Origin of the sequence: Mesorhizobium sp. LjRoot246, from assembly GCF_964254115.1 — a bacterium.
In the GTDB taxonomy this organism is placed as follows: Bacteria; Pseudomonadota; Alphaproteobacteria; order Rhizobiales; family Rhizobiaceae; genus Mesorhizobium.
Genome location: NZ_CAXUSN020000001.1, coordinates 5,866,167 through 5,880,768, shown reverse-complemented (window position 1 = coordinate 5,880,768; position 14,602 = coordinate 5,866,167). Strand labels below are relative to the sequence as shown.

Here is a 14,602-nt window from a genome sequence, read left to right as displayed (position 1 = left end):
ATCGTATATCCCTAAGGTTCGTGCGGCACTCCCACTCGCCGCAACGACTGCTGCGGTCGAGGCCATGATGATCGCGTCTGCCCATGCCGCAGGCTCGTCCATGCCGTGGGAAGAACCGCTTCAGCAGATTCTCGAATCCGTCGAGGGACCGGTCGCCAAGATCGTGGCGGTGATCATCATCATTGTCACCGGCCTGTCGCTCGCCTTCGGCGACACGTCCGGAGGGTTCAGGCGCCTGATCCAGATCGTGTTCGGGCTGTCGATCGCTTTCGCGGCAAGCTCGTTCTTCTTGTCCTTCTTCTCTTTCGGGGGCGGAGCGGTGATCTGATGGACGAAGACATCCGCGACTTTTTCGCGCCAGTGCATCGCGCGCTCACCGAGCCGATCCTGCTTGGCGGCGCACCACGCGCGGTCGCCATTGCCAATGGCACGCTGGCTGGCGCCGTGGGGCTCGGCCTTCGCCTCTGGATCGCAGGTCTCGTCATCTGGGTGATCGGACATTTCGCGGCCGTCTGGGCCGCGAAGCGCGATGCGCAATTCGTCGACGTGGTTCGCCGGCACCTGCGCTATCCCCCGCATTTCGGTTGCTGAGAGGTTTTTCCAATGATGAACCTCACTGAATATCGAAAGCGCTTATCGAGCCTTGCCGACTATCTGCCCTGGGCGGCACTCGTTGCGCCTGGTGTCGTGCTCAACAAGGATGGCTCATTCCAGCGAACCGCCCGTTTCCGTGGCCCCGATCTGGATTCCGCCACGCCGGCTGAACTGGTCGGGACCACGGCGCGGCTGAACAGTGCGCTTCGCCGTCTGGGCTCCGGCTGGGCGATCTTCGTCGAAGCCGTTCGGCTTGCCGCGCAGCACTATCCCGAAGGTCTCTTCCCGGACAGCGCCTCGGCGTTGGTCGATCTCGAACGTCGTGAACAGTTCGAGGGTGACGCCGATCATGAATCTTCCTTCCAATGGTCCGATCGCAGGTTAGACGGGGAACTGTTCGAGAGCAGCTATTTTCTTACCTTCGTCTGGCTGCCGCCGGCCGAGGAAGCCTCGCGCATCGAGAGCTGGCTCTACGAAGGCCGGGAGAAAAGGGGCGCCGATCCGTGGGAATTCTTGAAGAGTTTCGTGGACCGCACCGACCGCGTGCTGAACCTGGTCGAAGGTTTTGTCCCCGAAGCCGCCTGGCTCGATGATGGCGAGACGCTGACCTACCTCCACTCCTGCGTTTCCACCAAGCGCCATCATGTCCGTGTCCCCGAGACGCCGATGCATCTCGATGCACTTCTTGTCGATCAACCGCTCGCCGGCGGGCTGGAGCTGAGGCTCGGCGATGCTCAGCTGCGCACGCTCACCATCATCGGTTTTCCCACCGCGACTTTCCCGGGGATACTCGACGATCTCAATCGGCTTGCCTTCCCTTACCGCTGGTCGACCCGGGCGATCATGCTCGACAAGGCTGACGCCACCAAGCTGCTGACGAAGATCCGCCGGCAGTGGTTCGCCAAGCGCAAGTCCGTCGCCGCGATCCTCAAGGAGGTGATGACCAACGAGGTATCAGTCCTCGTCGATACGGATGCCGCAAACAAGGCGGCCGATGCGGACGCCGCCCTTCAGGACCTTGGCTCCGACCAGATCGGCCAGGCCTATGTCACCGCTACGGTAACGGTATGGGATGCCGATCCATCGATCGCCGACGAGAAACTCAGGCTGGTCGAGAAGGTCATTCAGGGCAAGGATTTCACCTGCATCACCGAAGGCGTCAACGCCATCGAAGCCTGGCTCGGCAGCATTCCAGGCCACGTCTATGCGAATGTCCGCCAGCCGCCGCTGTCGACGCTGAATCTCGCTCACATGATCCCACTCTCGGCAGTCTGGGCTGGACCGGTTGAGGATGAGCATTTTGCTGCTCCGCCACTGTTCTTCGCCCGGACTGAAGGCGCGACCCCGTTCCGGTTCAGCCTGCATGTCGGCGATGTCGGCCACACCCTTGTTGTTGGCCCGACGGGTGCGGGCAAGTCGGTCTTGCTGGCCCTGATGGCGCTGCAGTTCCGGCGCTATGAAAACAATCAGATCTTTGCCTTCGACTTCGGCGGCTCAATCCGTGCGGCCATGCTGGCCATGGACGGTGACTGGCACAATCTCGGCAGCAATGCGGCGAGCGGGCAGGGAGTGGACGATCCGCTTGCTCTGCTGACCCTGGCCGATCTGTCGGAAGACGTCGACACCGTTTCGCTACAGCCCCTTGGTCGCATCCACCAAACTCCAGAGCGCGCCTGGGCAGCCGACTGGCTGGTGGACATTCTTCTGCGCGAAGGCGTTCCCACCACGCCGGATGTGAAAGAACATCTCTGGTCGGCGCTAACCTCGTTGGCCTCTGCGCCGGTACAGGAACGGACGCTGACCGGCCTGACGGTGCTGCTGCAGTCCTTGCCGTTGAAGCAGGCGCTGCGGCCCTATTGCATTGGCGGTCCTTACGGCCGGCTGCTCGACGCCGAGCGTGAGCGTCTTGGTGAAGCTTCCGTCCAGGCCTTCGAGACTGAAGGGCTGATCGGTACGGGTGCGGCACCGGCGGTGCTTGCCTATCTCTTTCACCGTATCGAGCAGCGGATGGACGGCAGGCCGACGCTGCTGATCATCGATGAGGGCTGGCTGGCGCTCGACGATGGTGGCTTCGCCGATCAGCTTCGCGAATGGCTAAAGACCCTTCGCAAGAAGAATGCTTCCGTCGTCTTCGCCACGCAGTCGCTCTCAGACATCGACGGCAGCAGGATCGCACCGGCCATCGTCGAGAGCTGTCCGACGCGGCTGTTCCTGCCGAACGAGCGCGCGATCGAGCCACAGATCACTCAGATATACAGGCGATTCGGCCTCAACGACCGCCAGATCGAGATCGTCGCCCGGGCAACGCCAAAGCGCGACTACTACTGCCAGTCACGGCGGGGCAATCGGTTGTTCGAACTGGGCCTTGGTCCGATCGCGCTGGCACTGTGCGCCGCATCGTCCAAGTCCGATCAAGCGGCGATCGACCGGATCATCATAGACGTCGGTCGAGAACATTTTCTCGCGGCCTGGCTTGCCGACCGCGGTCTCTCCTGGGCGGCCGACCTTATTCCCGATCTCACCAATGTCATCGACCAATCCGCAAAGGAGGTTCCGTCATGAATCCCGTTCGCAAGAATTCTCACTTTCGCCACATGGCAGCAGCCAGTGTCATCGCCATTGCGGTCGGCCTGTCATCGGTGCCCGCATCGGCGTTCATCGTCTTTGATCCGACCAACTACAGCCAGAACCTGCTTCAGGCAGCACGCGCCCTGGAGCAGATCCAGAACCAGATCACCTCGCTTCAGAACGAAGCGCAGATGCTGATCAATCAGGCGAAGAATCTCACCTCGCTGCCGACCTCGCTGCTTGGTCAGATCGAAGGCAACTTCTCACAGATGAAGAACCTGCTCGGCGAGGCCGACAGGCTCGCCTACAGCGTCCAGGACATCGAGAGCCAGTTTACCTCGACATACGAGAATTTCGGCTCGGACCTGTCCAGCCAGCAGCTTGTCGATGGCGCGCGCGCACGCTGGCAGACATCTGTTTCGGCCTTCGAGCATTCCTTGAAAGCCGGAGCCGTCGCTGTCGACAACGTCGAGGGGACACAGCAGCAGACGAGCGCGCTGGTCGACGCCAGCCAGTCGGCCGTCGGCGTGCTGCAGGCGACACAAGCCGGCAATCAGCTTCTCGCCGTGCAGGCGAAACAGGTCGCCGATCTCACGGCGATGTTGGCGGCGCAAGGAAGAGCCGATGCTCTGGAGCAAGCGAGGAAAGCCGCGGCTCAGGAGCAGGCACGGGAACAGTTCAACCGCTTCATGACCGGCAGTGGCTACACCCCGTCCTCGGTCCGCATGTTCCACGACTGAGGCTTTTCTCATGGACCTGAGAATGACGGCGCGACTTGTCGCGGTAATGGCGCTCGCGCTGGCGGTCGCCGCGACCATCGTGTCGCGCAACGACGACAGATACACGTCACCGCCAGTCTTGCGTCCGGCCGATCCGGATGGCGGACCGCTCTCCCGCGAGCTCGCGCGTTGCCGCCAGCTCGGTGAGCGAGCGGTCGACGAAGCGGCGTGTAAGGCGGCCTGGGAAGAGAATCGCAGGCGCTTCTTCATGCCCGCCGACAGCGACAAGCCGGCTTGGCCAGCGGACGACCGCTTCGACCGGATCGACCGTTCGATCGGCGAGAACAAGAAGCCATGAACGACACCGGCGTTATCGACCGCTTCCTGGAGACCTTTACCCGCTACATCGATTCCGGGTTTGGCTTGCTTGGCGGCGAGGTGGCCTTTCTCACCTCAACGCTGATCGTCATCGATCTCACGCTTGCCGGCCTGTTCTGGGCCTGGGGTGCCGACGAGGACGTGCTGCACCGGCTGGTCAAGAAGACGCTCTATATCGGCTTCTTCGCCTTCATCATCGGCAACTTCAATCATCTCGCCGGCATCGTCTTCGAGAGTTTTTCCGGGCTTGGCCTGAAGGCCGGAGGATCGACACTTTCAGGCTCAGCGCTCCTGCAGCCAGGACGCGTCGCACAGGTCGGCATCGACGCTGGCAATCCGATCCTCGAGGCCGCCAGCCAGTTGATGGGCTACGTCTCCTTCTTCGAGAATTTTGTCCAGATCGCGGTGCTGATGATCGCATGGGCAATCGTTCTGATCGCCTTTTTCATCCTCGCCGTCCAGATCTTCGTCACGCTGATCGAGTTCAAGCTGACGACGCTTGCCGGCTTCGTTTTGATCCCTTTCGCGATGTTCAACCGGACCGCCTTCCTTGCCGAAAAAGTGCTCGGCAACATCGTCGCCTCGGGCGTCAAGATCCTCGTGCTCGCCGTCATCGTCGGGATAGGCTCGGGTCTCTTCGGCGAGTTCACTCAAGGGTTTGGTGCGGAGCAGCCAACGATCACGGATGCGCTGTCGCTTGTGTTGGGCGCCCTGTCGCTGATGGGGCTGTCGATCTTCGGTCCCGGTATAGCGACGGGGCTCGTCTCCGGTGCGCCACAGCTTGGTGCAGGCGCCGCTGTCGGCACAAGCCTCGCCGCCGCAGGCCTTGGTGCCGCCGGCGCCATGGGGGCTCGAGCCGGACTGAGCGGTACTGCGAGTGCTGTCGGGGCGGTCGGTCGCACATCTGCGGCCGCCGGACGTGGTGGCGCCCATCTTGCGGGCACCACCTCGACTGCCTGGGGACTAGCCACGGCTACATCCGGACAACGCGGCACGGGTTCGATCGCCGCCGGCATGGCGGGTATCGCCAAGGCAGGAGCTGGTGCCGCCGTTCAGCCGGTGAGACAGGCGATGTCGCGCGCGGCTTCAGCCTTGTCTTCCAGCCATGAGGCTGGCCGCTCTGCCGCATGGACCGCGACCGGTGGAGGCGAGTCATCGGCAGCAACCTCCTCAAGCCGTGTGTCGAGCGCTGGATCCGTTGCGGGATCACCGCCGGCATGGGCCGCTCGCATGAAGCGCGGCCAGGCCATGAGCCATGGTGCCAGCATGGCCGCGCATTCCGTCCGCTCCGGCGATCATGGCGGAGGCTCGATGAACGTTTCCCTCAATCAGGACGACCGCCGATGAACCTCTTCAGACGACCTTCCGTTCGCTACGGCAAGACTCCGCAACCGGAAACGCCCTATCAGCGTGCTGCGCAGGTCTGGGACGAGCGCATCGGCTCAGCTCGTGTGCAAGCGAAGAACTGGCGGCTGATGGCCTTGGGCTCGCTCGTCCTGGCCGGCAGTTTCGCTTCCGCTTTGGTCTGGCAGTCGACGCGCGGCACCGTGGTTCCCTGGGTCGTACAGGTCGACAAATTCGGCGAGGCGCAGGCCGTCGCCCCGGCCGCTGCCGACTATCGTCCGACCGATCCGCAGATCGTATGGCATCTGGCCCGGTTCATCGAGCAGGTCAGAAGCATCCCGGACGATCGCGTGGTTGTCCGTCAGAACTGGTTGCGTGCTTACGACTACACGACCGATCGCGGCGCCACCTCTCTCAACGACTACGCCCGCCTGAACGATCCTTTTGTCAAGGTCGGCAAGATACAGATCGCCATCGAGGTCTCCAGCGTCATCCGTGCTTCGCCTGACTCGTTCCGTGTCGCCTGGACAGAGCGCCGCTACGAGAACGGCAGCCTGGCCGGCACCGAACGCTGGACCGCCATCCTCACCATAGTCATCCAACAACCCCGCGACGCCGACCGGCTGAAGACCAATCCGCTCGGCGTCTACGTCAACGCCATCAACTGGTCGAAGGAGCTTTCATGATGTCTGCTGCACAAACACCCAAAACGACGAGACAGATCGCTCGCAGCATCACAAAGGCACCGGTGCTAGCCCTGGCACTGCTGTCGGCGACGGTGCTCTCCGGCTGCGCTTCGAAAAAATACATTCCGCCCGAGATCCAATATGATGATGCTAAGCCTGCCATACTGAAGGTCGACCCGCCTGGTCCGGTGAAGGTGGTGGAGCTTCCGAAACCCCTTCCGCTCCCCGGCCAGTTGAAGCCTGTCGAGACCAGCAAGGCGAAGTCGGAGCCGGCCGATCCCAAACAGCGGATCAGCCAGGCCAATGAGGCGGCGAGAATGCAGCCAGTCCGTGACGGTTTTATCAACGCGATCCAGCTCTATCCCTGGAGCGAAGGCGCGCTCTACCAGATCTACACCGCGCCCGGCCAGGTCACCGACATCGCCCTGCAGCCTGGCGAGCAGCTGGTCGGCTCCGGTCCGGTCGCCGCCGGCGACACGGTGCGCTGGATCATCGGCGACACGCAGAGCGGGGCAGGGGATCGGCTTCAGGTCCACATCCTCGTCAAGCCGACAAGGCCAGAGCTCCAGACCAACCTTGTCATCAACAGCGATCGTCGTACCTATCATCTCGAGCTGCGATCGACCGAAAAGACCTACATGGCCTCCGTGTCCTGGCAATACCCGCAGGACCAGTTAATCGCGCTCCGGCGCCAGAACGCCCAGGCTTCCGCAGCACGGCCGGTCGCTGCCGGCGTTGACATCCAGAAACTCAATTTTCGCTATCGCGTCGAAGGCGATGCAGCACCTTGGAGACCGCTGCGCGCGTTCGACGACGGCGCAAAAGTCTACATCGAATTCCCGCCGGGCATAGGGCAAGGGGAGATGCCGCCGCTTTTCGTCATCGGACCGTCGGGTGGGTCCGAGCTGGTCAACTACCGCGCCCGCCAGAATTATTACGTTGTCGACCGGCTGTTCGCCGCTGCCGAACTGCGGCTCGGCGACAAGACGAGCGAGAAGCGTGTCCGGATCGTTCGCACCGACGGTAGACCCCAGCGCAGTGTGGGGCTGTTCCGATGAGCGACGCTGCAAATGCCCCGGGCCCGGACATCAGGGCGCAACTGCGCCTGCGGCCTGAACCCACCAGGGTCACCCGGCTGTCGCGTAAAGTGCTCGTTGGTCTTTGTGGTGTCGTAAGCGTTGCGATCCTTGGCACACTGATCTGGGCGCTTGACACCAGACGACGCGGCAACGAGCAGCCCTCGGAGCTCTTCACTACGGAAAACCGTACCACGGCTGACGGGCTACAGGCTCTGCCAAAGGATTACTCCGGCGTCCCGAAACTCGGTCCCGCGCTTCCCGGCGATCTCGGACGGCCGATCCTGCGCGCGCAGGAGCGTGGGCAACCAGCCGAGGTGCCGAACATCAGCGCACCGCGCGCTGATCCGGATGAGCAACGCCGCCTCGCCGACATCGAGGCAGCGCGCGTCGCAAAACTCTTTACCGACTCCAATGCGCGGGCAAATCCGATGCGACAGGGTCCTGGTGCAGGAAATACCGTCGCGGACGCCATGTCCGGCTTGACGCCGTCGGCCGAACCGCCGGCAATCGATCAAGGTTCCGCTCAAAACGTGCAGGACCGCAAACTTGCCTTCGTCAATGCCGAGCCAGACCGACGCACTGTCAGTTCCGATCGTCTCGCCGAAAAGACCTCGCCCTATGTCGTCCAGGCAGGCACGGTCATTCCGGCGGCCCTCATCACCGGCATCCGTTCCGATCTTCCCGGTGAGATCACCGCTCAGGTCACCGAGAACGTCTACGACACCCCGACAGGTTCGTACCTCCTGGTTCCCCAGGGCGCAAAAATGATTGGCCAGTACGACAGCCAGGTCACCTTTGGGCAGTCACGCGTACTGCTGGTCTGGAACCGGCTCATCATGCCGGACGGCACCTCGATATTGCTGGAGCGCCAGCAAGGCGCAGATGCCGAGGGATTTTCAGGGTTGGAAGACGAGGTTGACCATCACTGGGGGCAATTGTTTCGGGCCGCGGCGCTCTCGACCTTGCTCGGCATCGGGACATCGCTTGGTTCCAGCAGTGATGAGAGCGACATCGCCAAAGCCATCCGGGAAGGTGCGCAGGATTCGGCGAGCAATATCGGTCAGCAGATCGTGCGCAGCCAGCTGAACGTTCAGCCGACACTTACAATCCGGCCAGGGTTCCCGGTTCGTGTCATCGTCAATCGTGACCTTGTACTGGCGCCCTATGGCACAGCAAAAAAGGAGCCCTCGTGATCAAGCTGAAACTTTCCGCCATTCCCGATGATCGGCCCGTCAAGATCACGGTCGAGCTGCCCGCCACCGTTCACCGCGATCTCGTCGCCTATGCCGAAGTGCTCGGGCGCGAGGCGGGCCAGACGGTCACCGATCCGGCAAAGCTGATTGCACCGATGCTGGCGCGGTTCATGGCGACAGATCGGGCGTTCACCCGAACTCGGCACGGAATGAAAGGCAGGTAATTTTTGTGAGCGGCCGAGGAAGAGTATCAGGACGTAGGATCCCACTTCCGGAAAAACGCGATGAAGGCAGCTACGCTACGATCGCGGGCCATCGACCCAGCGACGGCGTCGAGAAACGCACAATTGCAACGAGACGCATCCAACTCGATCGGTGATTGCGCACTCTTCCCCGATCCCTGTGCTTCAACCCACTCAAGCGCTTCATCCAGATCGTTTAGAATGCGGCGCAGGTTGGCCAGGAAACGTTCGCCGGCAGCCGTTGCCTTGACCCCGCCCGGATGGCGTTCGAACAAAGCCACGCCCAACAACAACTCAAGATCCCTGACACGCCTGCTGAGCGCGGAATGATGAATTCGCAGTCGCCGGGAGGCACCGAGGAAGCTGCCTTCCTCAGCGACAACGAGCGTACAGTAGAGCGTGATCAACTGAATGGAGCGCCACATTGCACCTCCTTTGCGCGGAGACGATGTCTCGCTGTCACGAGATTGAGCTTTTGAGGCCTGGGCTGCGCGTCTCGCGAAGCCTTTGCTGCGTTCGTTCATCGAATCGCGCTGTCACCGCAACCGTCTCTTCGCCACCGATGAGCTTCGGAAGGCCCAGTGGTGTCACCCTGAAATGCAATTGAACCAGGCGCAGCAGCCAAAGCGGGTTCATTTCGATGATGATCGTGTCGATGCCGCTGCCCAAGCCCCACTCGACGATGCCGGACAAAAGCGCATTCGCGACAGGACTGAGCATGCGTCCCCGTTCGCGAAATTGCGGTTCGACGCAATAGCGCGTCCATTCCCAAATGTTTGCGCCAGCCGGCCGCTCGCCTTCGCAAAGATCCGACAGGACCTCCGACAAAAGGTGGGGTCGCGTCGAAGGCAGCATCCGTTGGTAGCCGACAACGCGATCCTCGACGGAAAAGAGCATATGGACGGCATGCGCATCATCGAAGCGGTCCATCTCACGGCCGTCTTCGCGACGTAGATCCGTCCAGCCCTTTTCTTCGACAAACACCTTGTGGCGAAGACGAAATGCCTGGTCCAACTCTGCCTGATATTCTTCTGCATTCTGCGCCGTAACGACAAGAAGCATCTCGGTTGTCCTCCAGTTTCGAGGTCAACCAATGGTCGTTTCCGGTAAAAGGCGGCATCACGCAATTGCGTGAGTTAGGCAATCAAACCGTGGCGAAAAGCTTCCGCGACAGCATGTACGGTGTTTGCTACTCCGAGCCTCTCCCGCGCCGATCGTAGATGAGTATCTGCCGTATTGCGACTGATGCTGAGGCGATCAGCGATTTCGTCCACGGTGAAGCCTTCCGAGGCCCAGCGCAGGACATCCCTTTGTCGTGGAGACAGATGCACCGGTTTCGAATCCCATTTTCCAGCCGCCAGAGTAACCGCGCAGCCGAAAGCGCAGGCGGCAACGAATTGAAAGGCGAGACGGTCGTGAGGGTCGGGGTCTAGCTTTTCGCCGGCGACGGAAAAGCCAACCGCCTGTCGTTCCAATGTCGCGAACGGTATTGTGAAGCCTTCGCACAATTTGAACTCGGTTGCTTCGTCCATGACCCGCCGACCGACAGGACCCACCCCGCACATCTCATCTATTTCGCTCCAGCGGAAAGGGCTGCTACCACGACTTACGAGTTGAATGGTTGGATCACGATAGAGATAGCCCTTTGAAAAATAGCGCTCGGACCATTGTTCTGGCCAGGCGTCGAGCAGGACATGTGAAACCTGCTCACGCCTTAAGGCACGAGGTGGAGGAATTGGTCCTGCCAGCAGATTCGTGGCACCAAATCGTTCGGCGTAACAAAGCAGGTGCCGACATATTTCCTGTTGGGTTGAACTCCGCCGAATTCTACACAGAAATTCGAGCGTATCATCAAGACGTCTGCGCCAAACTGCAGTTTCTCTCATAACGATCAGATGTCATCCCTGCGAGACGGGAGCGGCAACTTCAGTCTACGCCTGTCGCCCTCCGGCCCTCTAATTTCCGACAGACCCCAGTGGTCTCTCTCAATCACACCGGCCGTCTCGCTCCGCCGGGATGACGCCAGTCCACGTATCCAGTTCCAGATCGGTTCTCTTGTTGCACCGCCAATCGGCGGAATCACATGACGGGTAGGCTTGGCGATGGCATCGTTTTGCGCTGGAATGGGGTGCCGGTGGGCAATCAGGGAGGTTTCATGCCCACCGGCGTCCTGGCCGCGCCGCCGCGCTGCCAGGATAGCGGAATGACGATCGACCGAGGCGCGCACGGCTACAGTCCACAGGACTTCCGATAGCCCTTTAGCCCTCCAGGTGTTCGATCTTCGGGCTTGCCCGCGTAAAGTGCGCGGATGTGCCAATCGGCGGTCGGCCCGTACGCCTACGGAGAGCATCGTACATTCGCGCGGCGGGCGTTTAGGGTTCGAAGGTAGTCGACGCCTGGGCGGCGGTCCCATGGAGTTCGGTCACTTCAGATGTGAGCCGAACAACGCCATGTCCGCCTCGCTTAGCCTGTCGGTTGCCTCGTTCAGTTGGTGCCAGTACGGGTAGATGACCGGCGGCCGACTGACGTCGTCCAGGCGTTTGCGCTCCTCCTCCGTTAGTTTCAGGTCGGCTGCAGCCAGATTGTCCCTGAACTGCGCTTCCGTACGTCCACCGATGACGACCGAGGTGACGGGCTTTCGGCCGATCAGCCAGGCAAGCGCCACCTGCGCCGCTGAGACGCCACGGCCCTCGGCTATCGAAACCAGAGTCTCGACAATGTTCCATAGACGGTTTTCGTCGCGGATCGGCGGTTCGGTCCAGCCGGCGAACTGCCGGGTGCCTTCCGGCGCGGCCTGGTTGCGACGATGTTTACCCGAGAGCAACCCGCCCGCGAGCGGGCTCCAGATGAGCACTCCGAGGCCTTGGTCCACGGCGATCGGAAGCAGCTCATATTCGGCGTCGCGGGCTTCCAGCGTGTAGTGGATCTGCTGGCTGACGAAGCGCTGGCGTTTGTCTTTCTCGCTCACGCCGAGAGCCTTCATGATGTGCCAGCCGGAAAAGTTCGAGCAGCCGACATAGCGAACCTTGCCATCGCGAATGAGCGTATCGAGCGCCTCCATCGTCTCTTCCAGCGGCGTCTGGCCGTCCCATTCGTGCAGATGGTAGAGGTCGATCACGTCGGTCTTCATACGCCTGAGGCTCGCCTCGCAGGCGGCGATCAGGTGCTGACGGGAACAGCCGAGATCGTTGGGTCCGTCGCCCATGCGAAAACGTGCCTTGGTAGCGAGCAGCACGCCGTCCTTGCGCTTGCCGCCGAGGATTTCGCCGATGATCTCTTCGCACACACCGCCGGAATAGACGTCGGCAGTGTCGATCAGGTTGACGCCAGTATCGAGGCACAGGTCGACCAGGCGTTTCGCTTCGGGCACACCGAGATCGCCGGTTTTCCTTGCCCAGCCCACGCCGCCAAAGGTCATTGTGCCCATCGTGACTGTCGAGATCTTGAGGCCGGAACGGCCCAGCAGACGATATTCCATGGATTTTCTCCCAATAATCTGGCAAGTCGCGAATTCCAATCGCGACTCCATTTCCGGCTCAAGCAGGGGCCTTGTTCATTGCGACGGTTCTCTGTCGGTGGCTCAGACCCGCGCGCCCTTCCGACGAGGAGGATGAAAGGGCCGGCTTCTAAATGAAGCCGCAGCACATCGACATCCAATGGGCGAGTTGTCGCCTAAAACAGGTCCTCGAACTCGCAGTTGACGAGCATTTCGGCCATCGCTGCATTGTTCGGGAGTTCAAGAGCCGTCCGAACAAGATGGGCAATAGTGGAGGGGTCGATCATCTGCTCTGGCTGAATCCTCCGGGTCGGCGAAGTGAGGCCCATATTGGTCTTGACCCAGCCCGGGCAGATCGCCGTTGCTCGAATCCCTTTGTCCCAGCCGTAGGTCCGGATTGCGTGCGTCAGCCCCATGGCGGCAAACTTTGTCGTGCCGTAGCCAACCGTAACGTTCTTGATCCGCTTGCCACCCAATGAAACCAGGTTGATCACCCGTCCTTTGCCGCAGGTTTCAAGATACGGCATGCATAGCCTCGCAAGCCGAAGCGGCGTCTTGACGTTTACCTCCCAGAGCTTGTCTAGATCCTCGTCATTGTCGTCCATGATCGTGACACGGACTGCGAGTCCGATAGCGTTTACCAGACCGTCTATCTGCCCGAATGTCTTGGCGGTTCGATCAACCCACGCTTCGGCGCTTCCACGTTCAAAAGCATTGAATGGCTGGTAAATTCTGTCGGCCGATTCCGGCCCGAATTTCTCCACGAGCGCCTTGATCTCAATCGCCCCCAGGCTCAGACGGTATCCGTGCGCCGTCAGTTCGGTCACTATTGCGGTGCCGATTCCGCCGTCACTGCCTGAGACAAGAATCACTGGTCTTTCGGTTGCCATCGCTCGTCTGTCCTCTCGATCACTTCGACTTGCATTGAATGGGGCAGCTAGGAGCCCCTGCCAGACTTAGGCTCTCGCCGCACACGCTGCTGCTTGCACCAAGCCGGTTCCGGAGGCGCACCTTTGTCTGCGCGGGAAACGCCCGCCTCCCGCGCGCCTCGATACGGCGGAGATAATCGCGGCGTGGGCCGGCGCTGCGCGCCTCGGTCCGGTGGGTCACCCTCTGAACCGCCTCGATGACGGGCATTTGAGCTCCTTGGGCACTTGGCTGATGGTCAGATACCTGACTTCAGATTGTTGGCGCCGGGGTGGGGTTTCATGAATTGCGGCACCGGAGTGGCCTCGCCAATGTAGACTCGGGCAGGTCGAGTGACGATGAACGCTACGTAGTCTGCCACGTCCTCGGGAAGGAGCAGCTTCGAGTGATCATCGACGTGATTTTCGGCACGCTGTTGGGTGTCGACGGCACCTGGACAGAGGGCCGTGGCTTTGACGCCGAACTCAAGTCCCTCAGCATCAGTCGTCTGGGTGAAGCCAAGCATGCCGAACTTTGAAGCAGCGTAGGCGCCGAATTTCGCCGATCCAATTTTGCCGGCTCGCGAAACGATATTAACGATATGGCCGCTCCGCCGATCGCACATATGCTGGAAAAAGGCCTGGGTACATAGGAATGTGCCCTTGAGATTGATGGTCATCATCCAATCCCAGTCTTCCTCCTTGATGTTGGGGATAGCGTTGTGGATCGCCACGCCGGCGTTGTTCACTAGGAAGTCCACAAACTTAAAGCGAGAGAGCGCTGCTTGGGCCAAGGCCGTGACTTGAGATTTGTGCCCGATGTCGGTCTGTACGGCTAATGCCTCGGGGCCGATCGCGCGGACCTCGGTTGCTACAGTTTCGATCTGGTCCATCTCGGGCGCGGCGAGAACGATGTTACAACCTTCCCGGGCGAGTGCATGAGCGGTCGCACGCCCAATACCGCGACCAGCGCCGGTGATGACGGCGGTTTTCCCTTCGAGTTTCATGCAAGATCACCCTTTTGCGCTGATCCCTGCTCCGGGCACAGCCCGGCCGGGACAGTTGAAGTGTTGTTCCTTGAGCATCACCGTGACTGCGCCGCCGCGAACGGCGACGGCACGGAGCTAGTCATTGCATTATCGTATTGGTATATACCAAGTTGTCAAGAACTTTGCGACTGATAGTAGCCCAAGACACGCGGTGAACGGCCCCCCCGAGGCGGAGCTGCGGGGGACTCACAGAATGCTCGGTTCTCAACAGAAATGCGCTCAGGCGCCGCTTGCACTCGTCTTGTCAGCTGCCGCCGCTAGCTTGGGCGTCGGCTTCGGGACTAGCAAGCTGGTGACGGAGGCAAACAAGCTAGAAGGCGATGCTGACAGCGGCGCGCTCGTCAGTGTT

The 14,602-nt window shown here is 61.2% G+C and carries 16 protein-coding genes; 10 read left to right on the top strand and 6 right to left on the bottom strand.

The window, feature by feature from the left end:
* Positions 1–64: 64 nt before the first annotated feature.
* From ACSQ3L_RS28565 to ACSQ3L_RS28520, 10 genes are read left to right on the top strand one after another with little or no spacing between them, the layout of a single operon-like run.
* The gene (locus ACSQ3L_RS28565; RefSeq protein ID WP_436163554.1) at positions 65–328 is read left to right on the top strand and encodes a TrbC/VirB2 family protein; all 264 of its coding nucleotides are present in this window, start codon (positions 65–67) and stop codon (positions 326–328) included.
* On the top strand, positions 328–591 hold the full coding sequence (locus ACSQ3L_RS28560) for a VirB3 family type IV secretion system protein (protein WP_436162947.1): 264 nt from the start codon (positions 328–330) through the stop codon (positions 589–591). Before ACSQ3L_RS28565 ends, ACSQ3L_RS28560 begins: the two co-directional genes overlap by 1 nt.
* Before the next feature lie 12 nt (positions 592–603).
* On the top strand, positions 604–3,156 hold the full coding sequence (gene trbE / locus ACSQ3L_RS28555; protein WP_436162946.1) for a conjugal transfer protein TrbE: 2,553 nt from the start codon (positions 604–606) through the stop codon (positions 3,154–3,156).
* A 32-nt stretch (positions 3,157–3,188) separates the two neighbouring features.
* Positions 3,189–3,902, top strand: coding sequence for a P-type conjugative transfer protein TrbJ (trbJ, locus tag ACSQ3L_RS28550; protein ID WP_436163553.1), 714 nt, complete (start codon positions 3,189–3,191; stop codon positions 3,900–3,902).
* A gap of 22 nt (positions 3,903–3,924) precedes the next feature.
* Positions 3,925–4,239 carry a putative entry exclusion protein TrbK-alt gene (gene trbK-alt / locus ACSQ3L_RS28545; RefSeq protein ID WP_436162945.1) on the top strand — a complete coding sequence of 105 codons (315 nt, stop codon included), beginning with the start codon at positions 3,925–3,927 and terminating at the stop codon, positions 4,237–4,239.
* Positions 4,236–5,606, top strand: a complete 1,371-nt coding sequence (gene trbL, locus ACSQ3L_RS28540) for a P-type conjugative transfer protein TrbL (RefSeq protein WP_436162944.1) — start codon at positions 4,236–4,238, stop codon at positions 5,604–5,606. The genes trbK-alt and trbL overlap by 4 nt, the downstream gene beginning before the upstream one ends.
* On the top strand, positions 5,603–6,289 hold the full coding sequence (gene trbF, locus ACSQ3L_RS28535) for a conjugal transfer protein TrbF (protein ID WP_436162943.1): 687 nt from the start codon (positions 5,603–5,605) through the stop codon (positions 6,287–6,289). Before trbL ends, trbF begins: the two co-directional genes overlap by 4 nt.
* Positions 6,289–7,347 carry a P-type conjugative transfer protein TrbG gene (gene trbG / locus ACSQ3L_RS28530; RefSeq protein WP_436162942.1) on the top strand — a complete coding sequence of 353 codons (1,059 nt, stop codon included), beginning with the start codon at positions 6,289–6,291 and terminating at the stop codon, positions 7,345–7,347. The genes trbF and trbG overlap by 1 nt, the downstream gene beginning before the upstream one ends.
* Positions 7,344–8,561, top strand: a complete 1,218-nt coding sequence (locus tag ACSQ3L_RS28525) for a TrbI/VirB10 family protein (protein ID WP_436162941.1) — start codon at positions 7,344–7,346, stop codon at positions 8,559–8,561. The genes trbG and ACSQ3L_RS28525 overlap by 4 nt, the downstream gene beginning before the upstream one ends.
* Positions 8,558–8,785 carry a DUF2274 domain-containing protein gene (locus ACSQ3L_RS28520; RefSeq protein WP_436162940.1) on the top strand — a complete coding sequence of 76 codons (228 nt, stop codon included), beginning with the start codon at positions 8,558–8,560 and terminating at the stop codon, positions 8,783–8,785. The genes ACSQ3L_RS28525 and ACSQ3L_RS28520 overlap by 4 nt, the downstream gene beginning before the upstream one ends.
* Before the next feature lie 26 nt (positions 8,786–8,811).
* Here the strand turns inward: ACSQ3L_RS28520 and ACSQ3L_RS28515 are convergent, their stop codons facing one another.
* The 6 genes from ACSQ3L_RS28515 to ACSQ3L_RS28490 all read right to left on the bottom strand — a co-directional run bounded on the left by ACSQ3L_RS28515 (position 8,812) and on the right by ACSQ3L_RS28490 (position 14,211).
* Positions 8,812–9,228 carry a LysR family transcriptional regulator gene (locus tag ACSQ3L_RS28515; protein ID WP_436162939.1) on the bottom strand — a complete coding sequence of 139 codons (417 nt, stop codon included), beginning with the start codon at positions 9,226–9,228 and terminating at the stop codon, positions 8,812–8,814.
* A 34-nt stretch (positions 9,229–9,262) separates the two neighbouring features.
* Entirely contained in the window at positions 9,263–9,865 is a 603-nt protein-coding gene (locus ACSQ3L_RS28510; RefSeq protein ID WP_436162938.1) for an acyl-homoserine-lactone synthase, read from the bottom strand.
* 74 nt (positions 9,866–9,939) lie between these two features.
* Positions 9,940–10,689 carry a helix-turn-helix transcriptional regulator gene (locus tag ACSQ3L_RS28505; protein WP_436162937.1) on the bottom strand — a complete coding sequence of 250 codons (750 nt, stop codon included), beginning with the start codon at positions 10,687–10,689 and terminating at the stop codon, positions 9,940–9,942.
* Positions 10,690–11,225: 536 nt separating this feature from the next.
* On the bottom strand, positions 11,226–12,281 hold the full coding sequence (locus ACSQ3L_RS28500) for an aldo/keto reductase (RefSeq protein ID WP_436162936.1): 1,056 nt from the start codon (positions 12,279–12,281) through the stop codon (positions 11,226–11,228).
* Positions 12,282–12,475: 194 nt separating this feature from the next.
* Positions 12,476–13,189: an SDR family NAD(P)-dependent oxidoreductase gene (locus ACSQ3L_RS28495; protein WP_436162935.1), complete on the bottom strand. Its 714-nt coding sequence runs from the start codon at positions 13,187–13,189 to the stop codon at positions 12,476–12,478.
* 275 nt (positions 13,190–13,464) lie between these two features.
* Positions 13,465–14,211: an SDR family oxidoreductase gene (locus tag ACSQ3L_RS28490; protein ID WP_436162934.1), complete on the bottom strand. Its 747-nt coding sequence runs from the start codon at positions 14,209–14,211 to the stop codon at positions 13,465–13,467.
* Positions 14,212–14,602 lie beyond the last annotated feature (391 nt).

What these genes read in the sequence shown, in the direction of transcription:
- trbF (WP_436162943.1), top strand. Translation starts at nt 5,603, where the DNA reads ATGAACCTCTTCAGACGACCTTCCGTTCGCTACGGCAAGACTCCGCAA.
- trbL (WP_436162944.1), top strand. Translation starts at nt 4,236, where the DNA reads ATGAACGACACCGGCGTTATCGACCGCTTCCTGGAGACCTTTACCCGC.
- trbE (WP_436162946.1), top strand. Translation starts at nt 604, where the DNA reads ATGATGAACCTCACTGAATATCGAAAGCGCTTATCGAGCCTTGCCGAC.
- ACSQ3L_RS28525 (WP_436162941.1), top strand. Translation starts at nt 7,344, where the DNA reads ATGAGCGACGCTGCAAATGCCCCGGGCCCGGACATCAGGGCGCAACTG.
- ACSQ3L_RS28565 (WP_436163554.1), top strand. Translation starts at nt 65, where the DNA reads ATGATGATCGCGTCTGCCCATGCCGCAGGCTCGTCCATGCCGTGGGAA.
- ACSQ3L_RS28505 (WP_436162937.1), bottom strand. Translation starts at nt 10,689, where the DNA reads ATGAGAGAAACTGCAGTTTGGCGCAGACGTCTTGATGATACGCTCGAA.
- ACSQ3L_RS28495 (WP_436162935.1), bottom strand. Translation starts at nt 13,189, where the DNA reads ATGGCAACCGAAAGACCAGTGATTCTTGTCTCAGGCAGTGACGGCGGA.
- trbG (WP_436162942.1), top strand. Translation starts at nt 6,289, where the DNA reads ATGTCTGCTGCACAAACACCCAAAACGACGAGACAGATCGCTCGCAGC.
- trbJ (WP_436163553.1), top strand. Translation starts at nt 3,189, where the DNA reads ATGGCAGCAGCCAGTGTCATCGCCATTGCGGTCGGCCTGTCATCGGTG.
- ACSQ3L_RS28560 (WP_436162947.1), top strand. Translation starts at nt 328, where the DNA reads ATGGACGAAGACATCCGCGACTTTTTCGCGCCAGTGCATCGCGCGCTC.
- ACSQ3L_RS28490 (WP_436162934.1), bottom strand. Translation starts at nt 14,211, where the DNA reads ATGAAACTCGAAGGGAAAACCGCCGTCATCACCGGCGCTGGTCGCGGT.
- ACSQ3L_RS28510 (WP_436162938.1), bottom strand. Translation starts at nt 9,865, where the DNA reads ATGCTTCTTGTCGTTACGGCGCAGAATGCAGAAGAATATCAGGCAGAG.
- ACSQ3L_RS28500 (WP_436162936.1), bottom strand. Translation starts at nt 12,281, where the DNA reads ATGGAATATCGTCTGCTGGGCCGTTCCGGCCTCAAGATCTCGACAGTC.
- ACSQ3L_RS28515 (WP_436162939.1), bottom strand. Translation starts at nt 9,228, where the DNA reads ATGTGGCGCTCCATTCAGTTGATCACGCTCTACTGTACGCTCGTTGTC.
- trbK-alt (WP_436162945.1), top strand. Translation starts at nt 3,925, where the DNA reads ATGACGGCGCGACTTGTCGCGGTAATGGCGCTCGCGCTGGCGGTCGCC.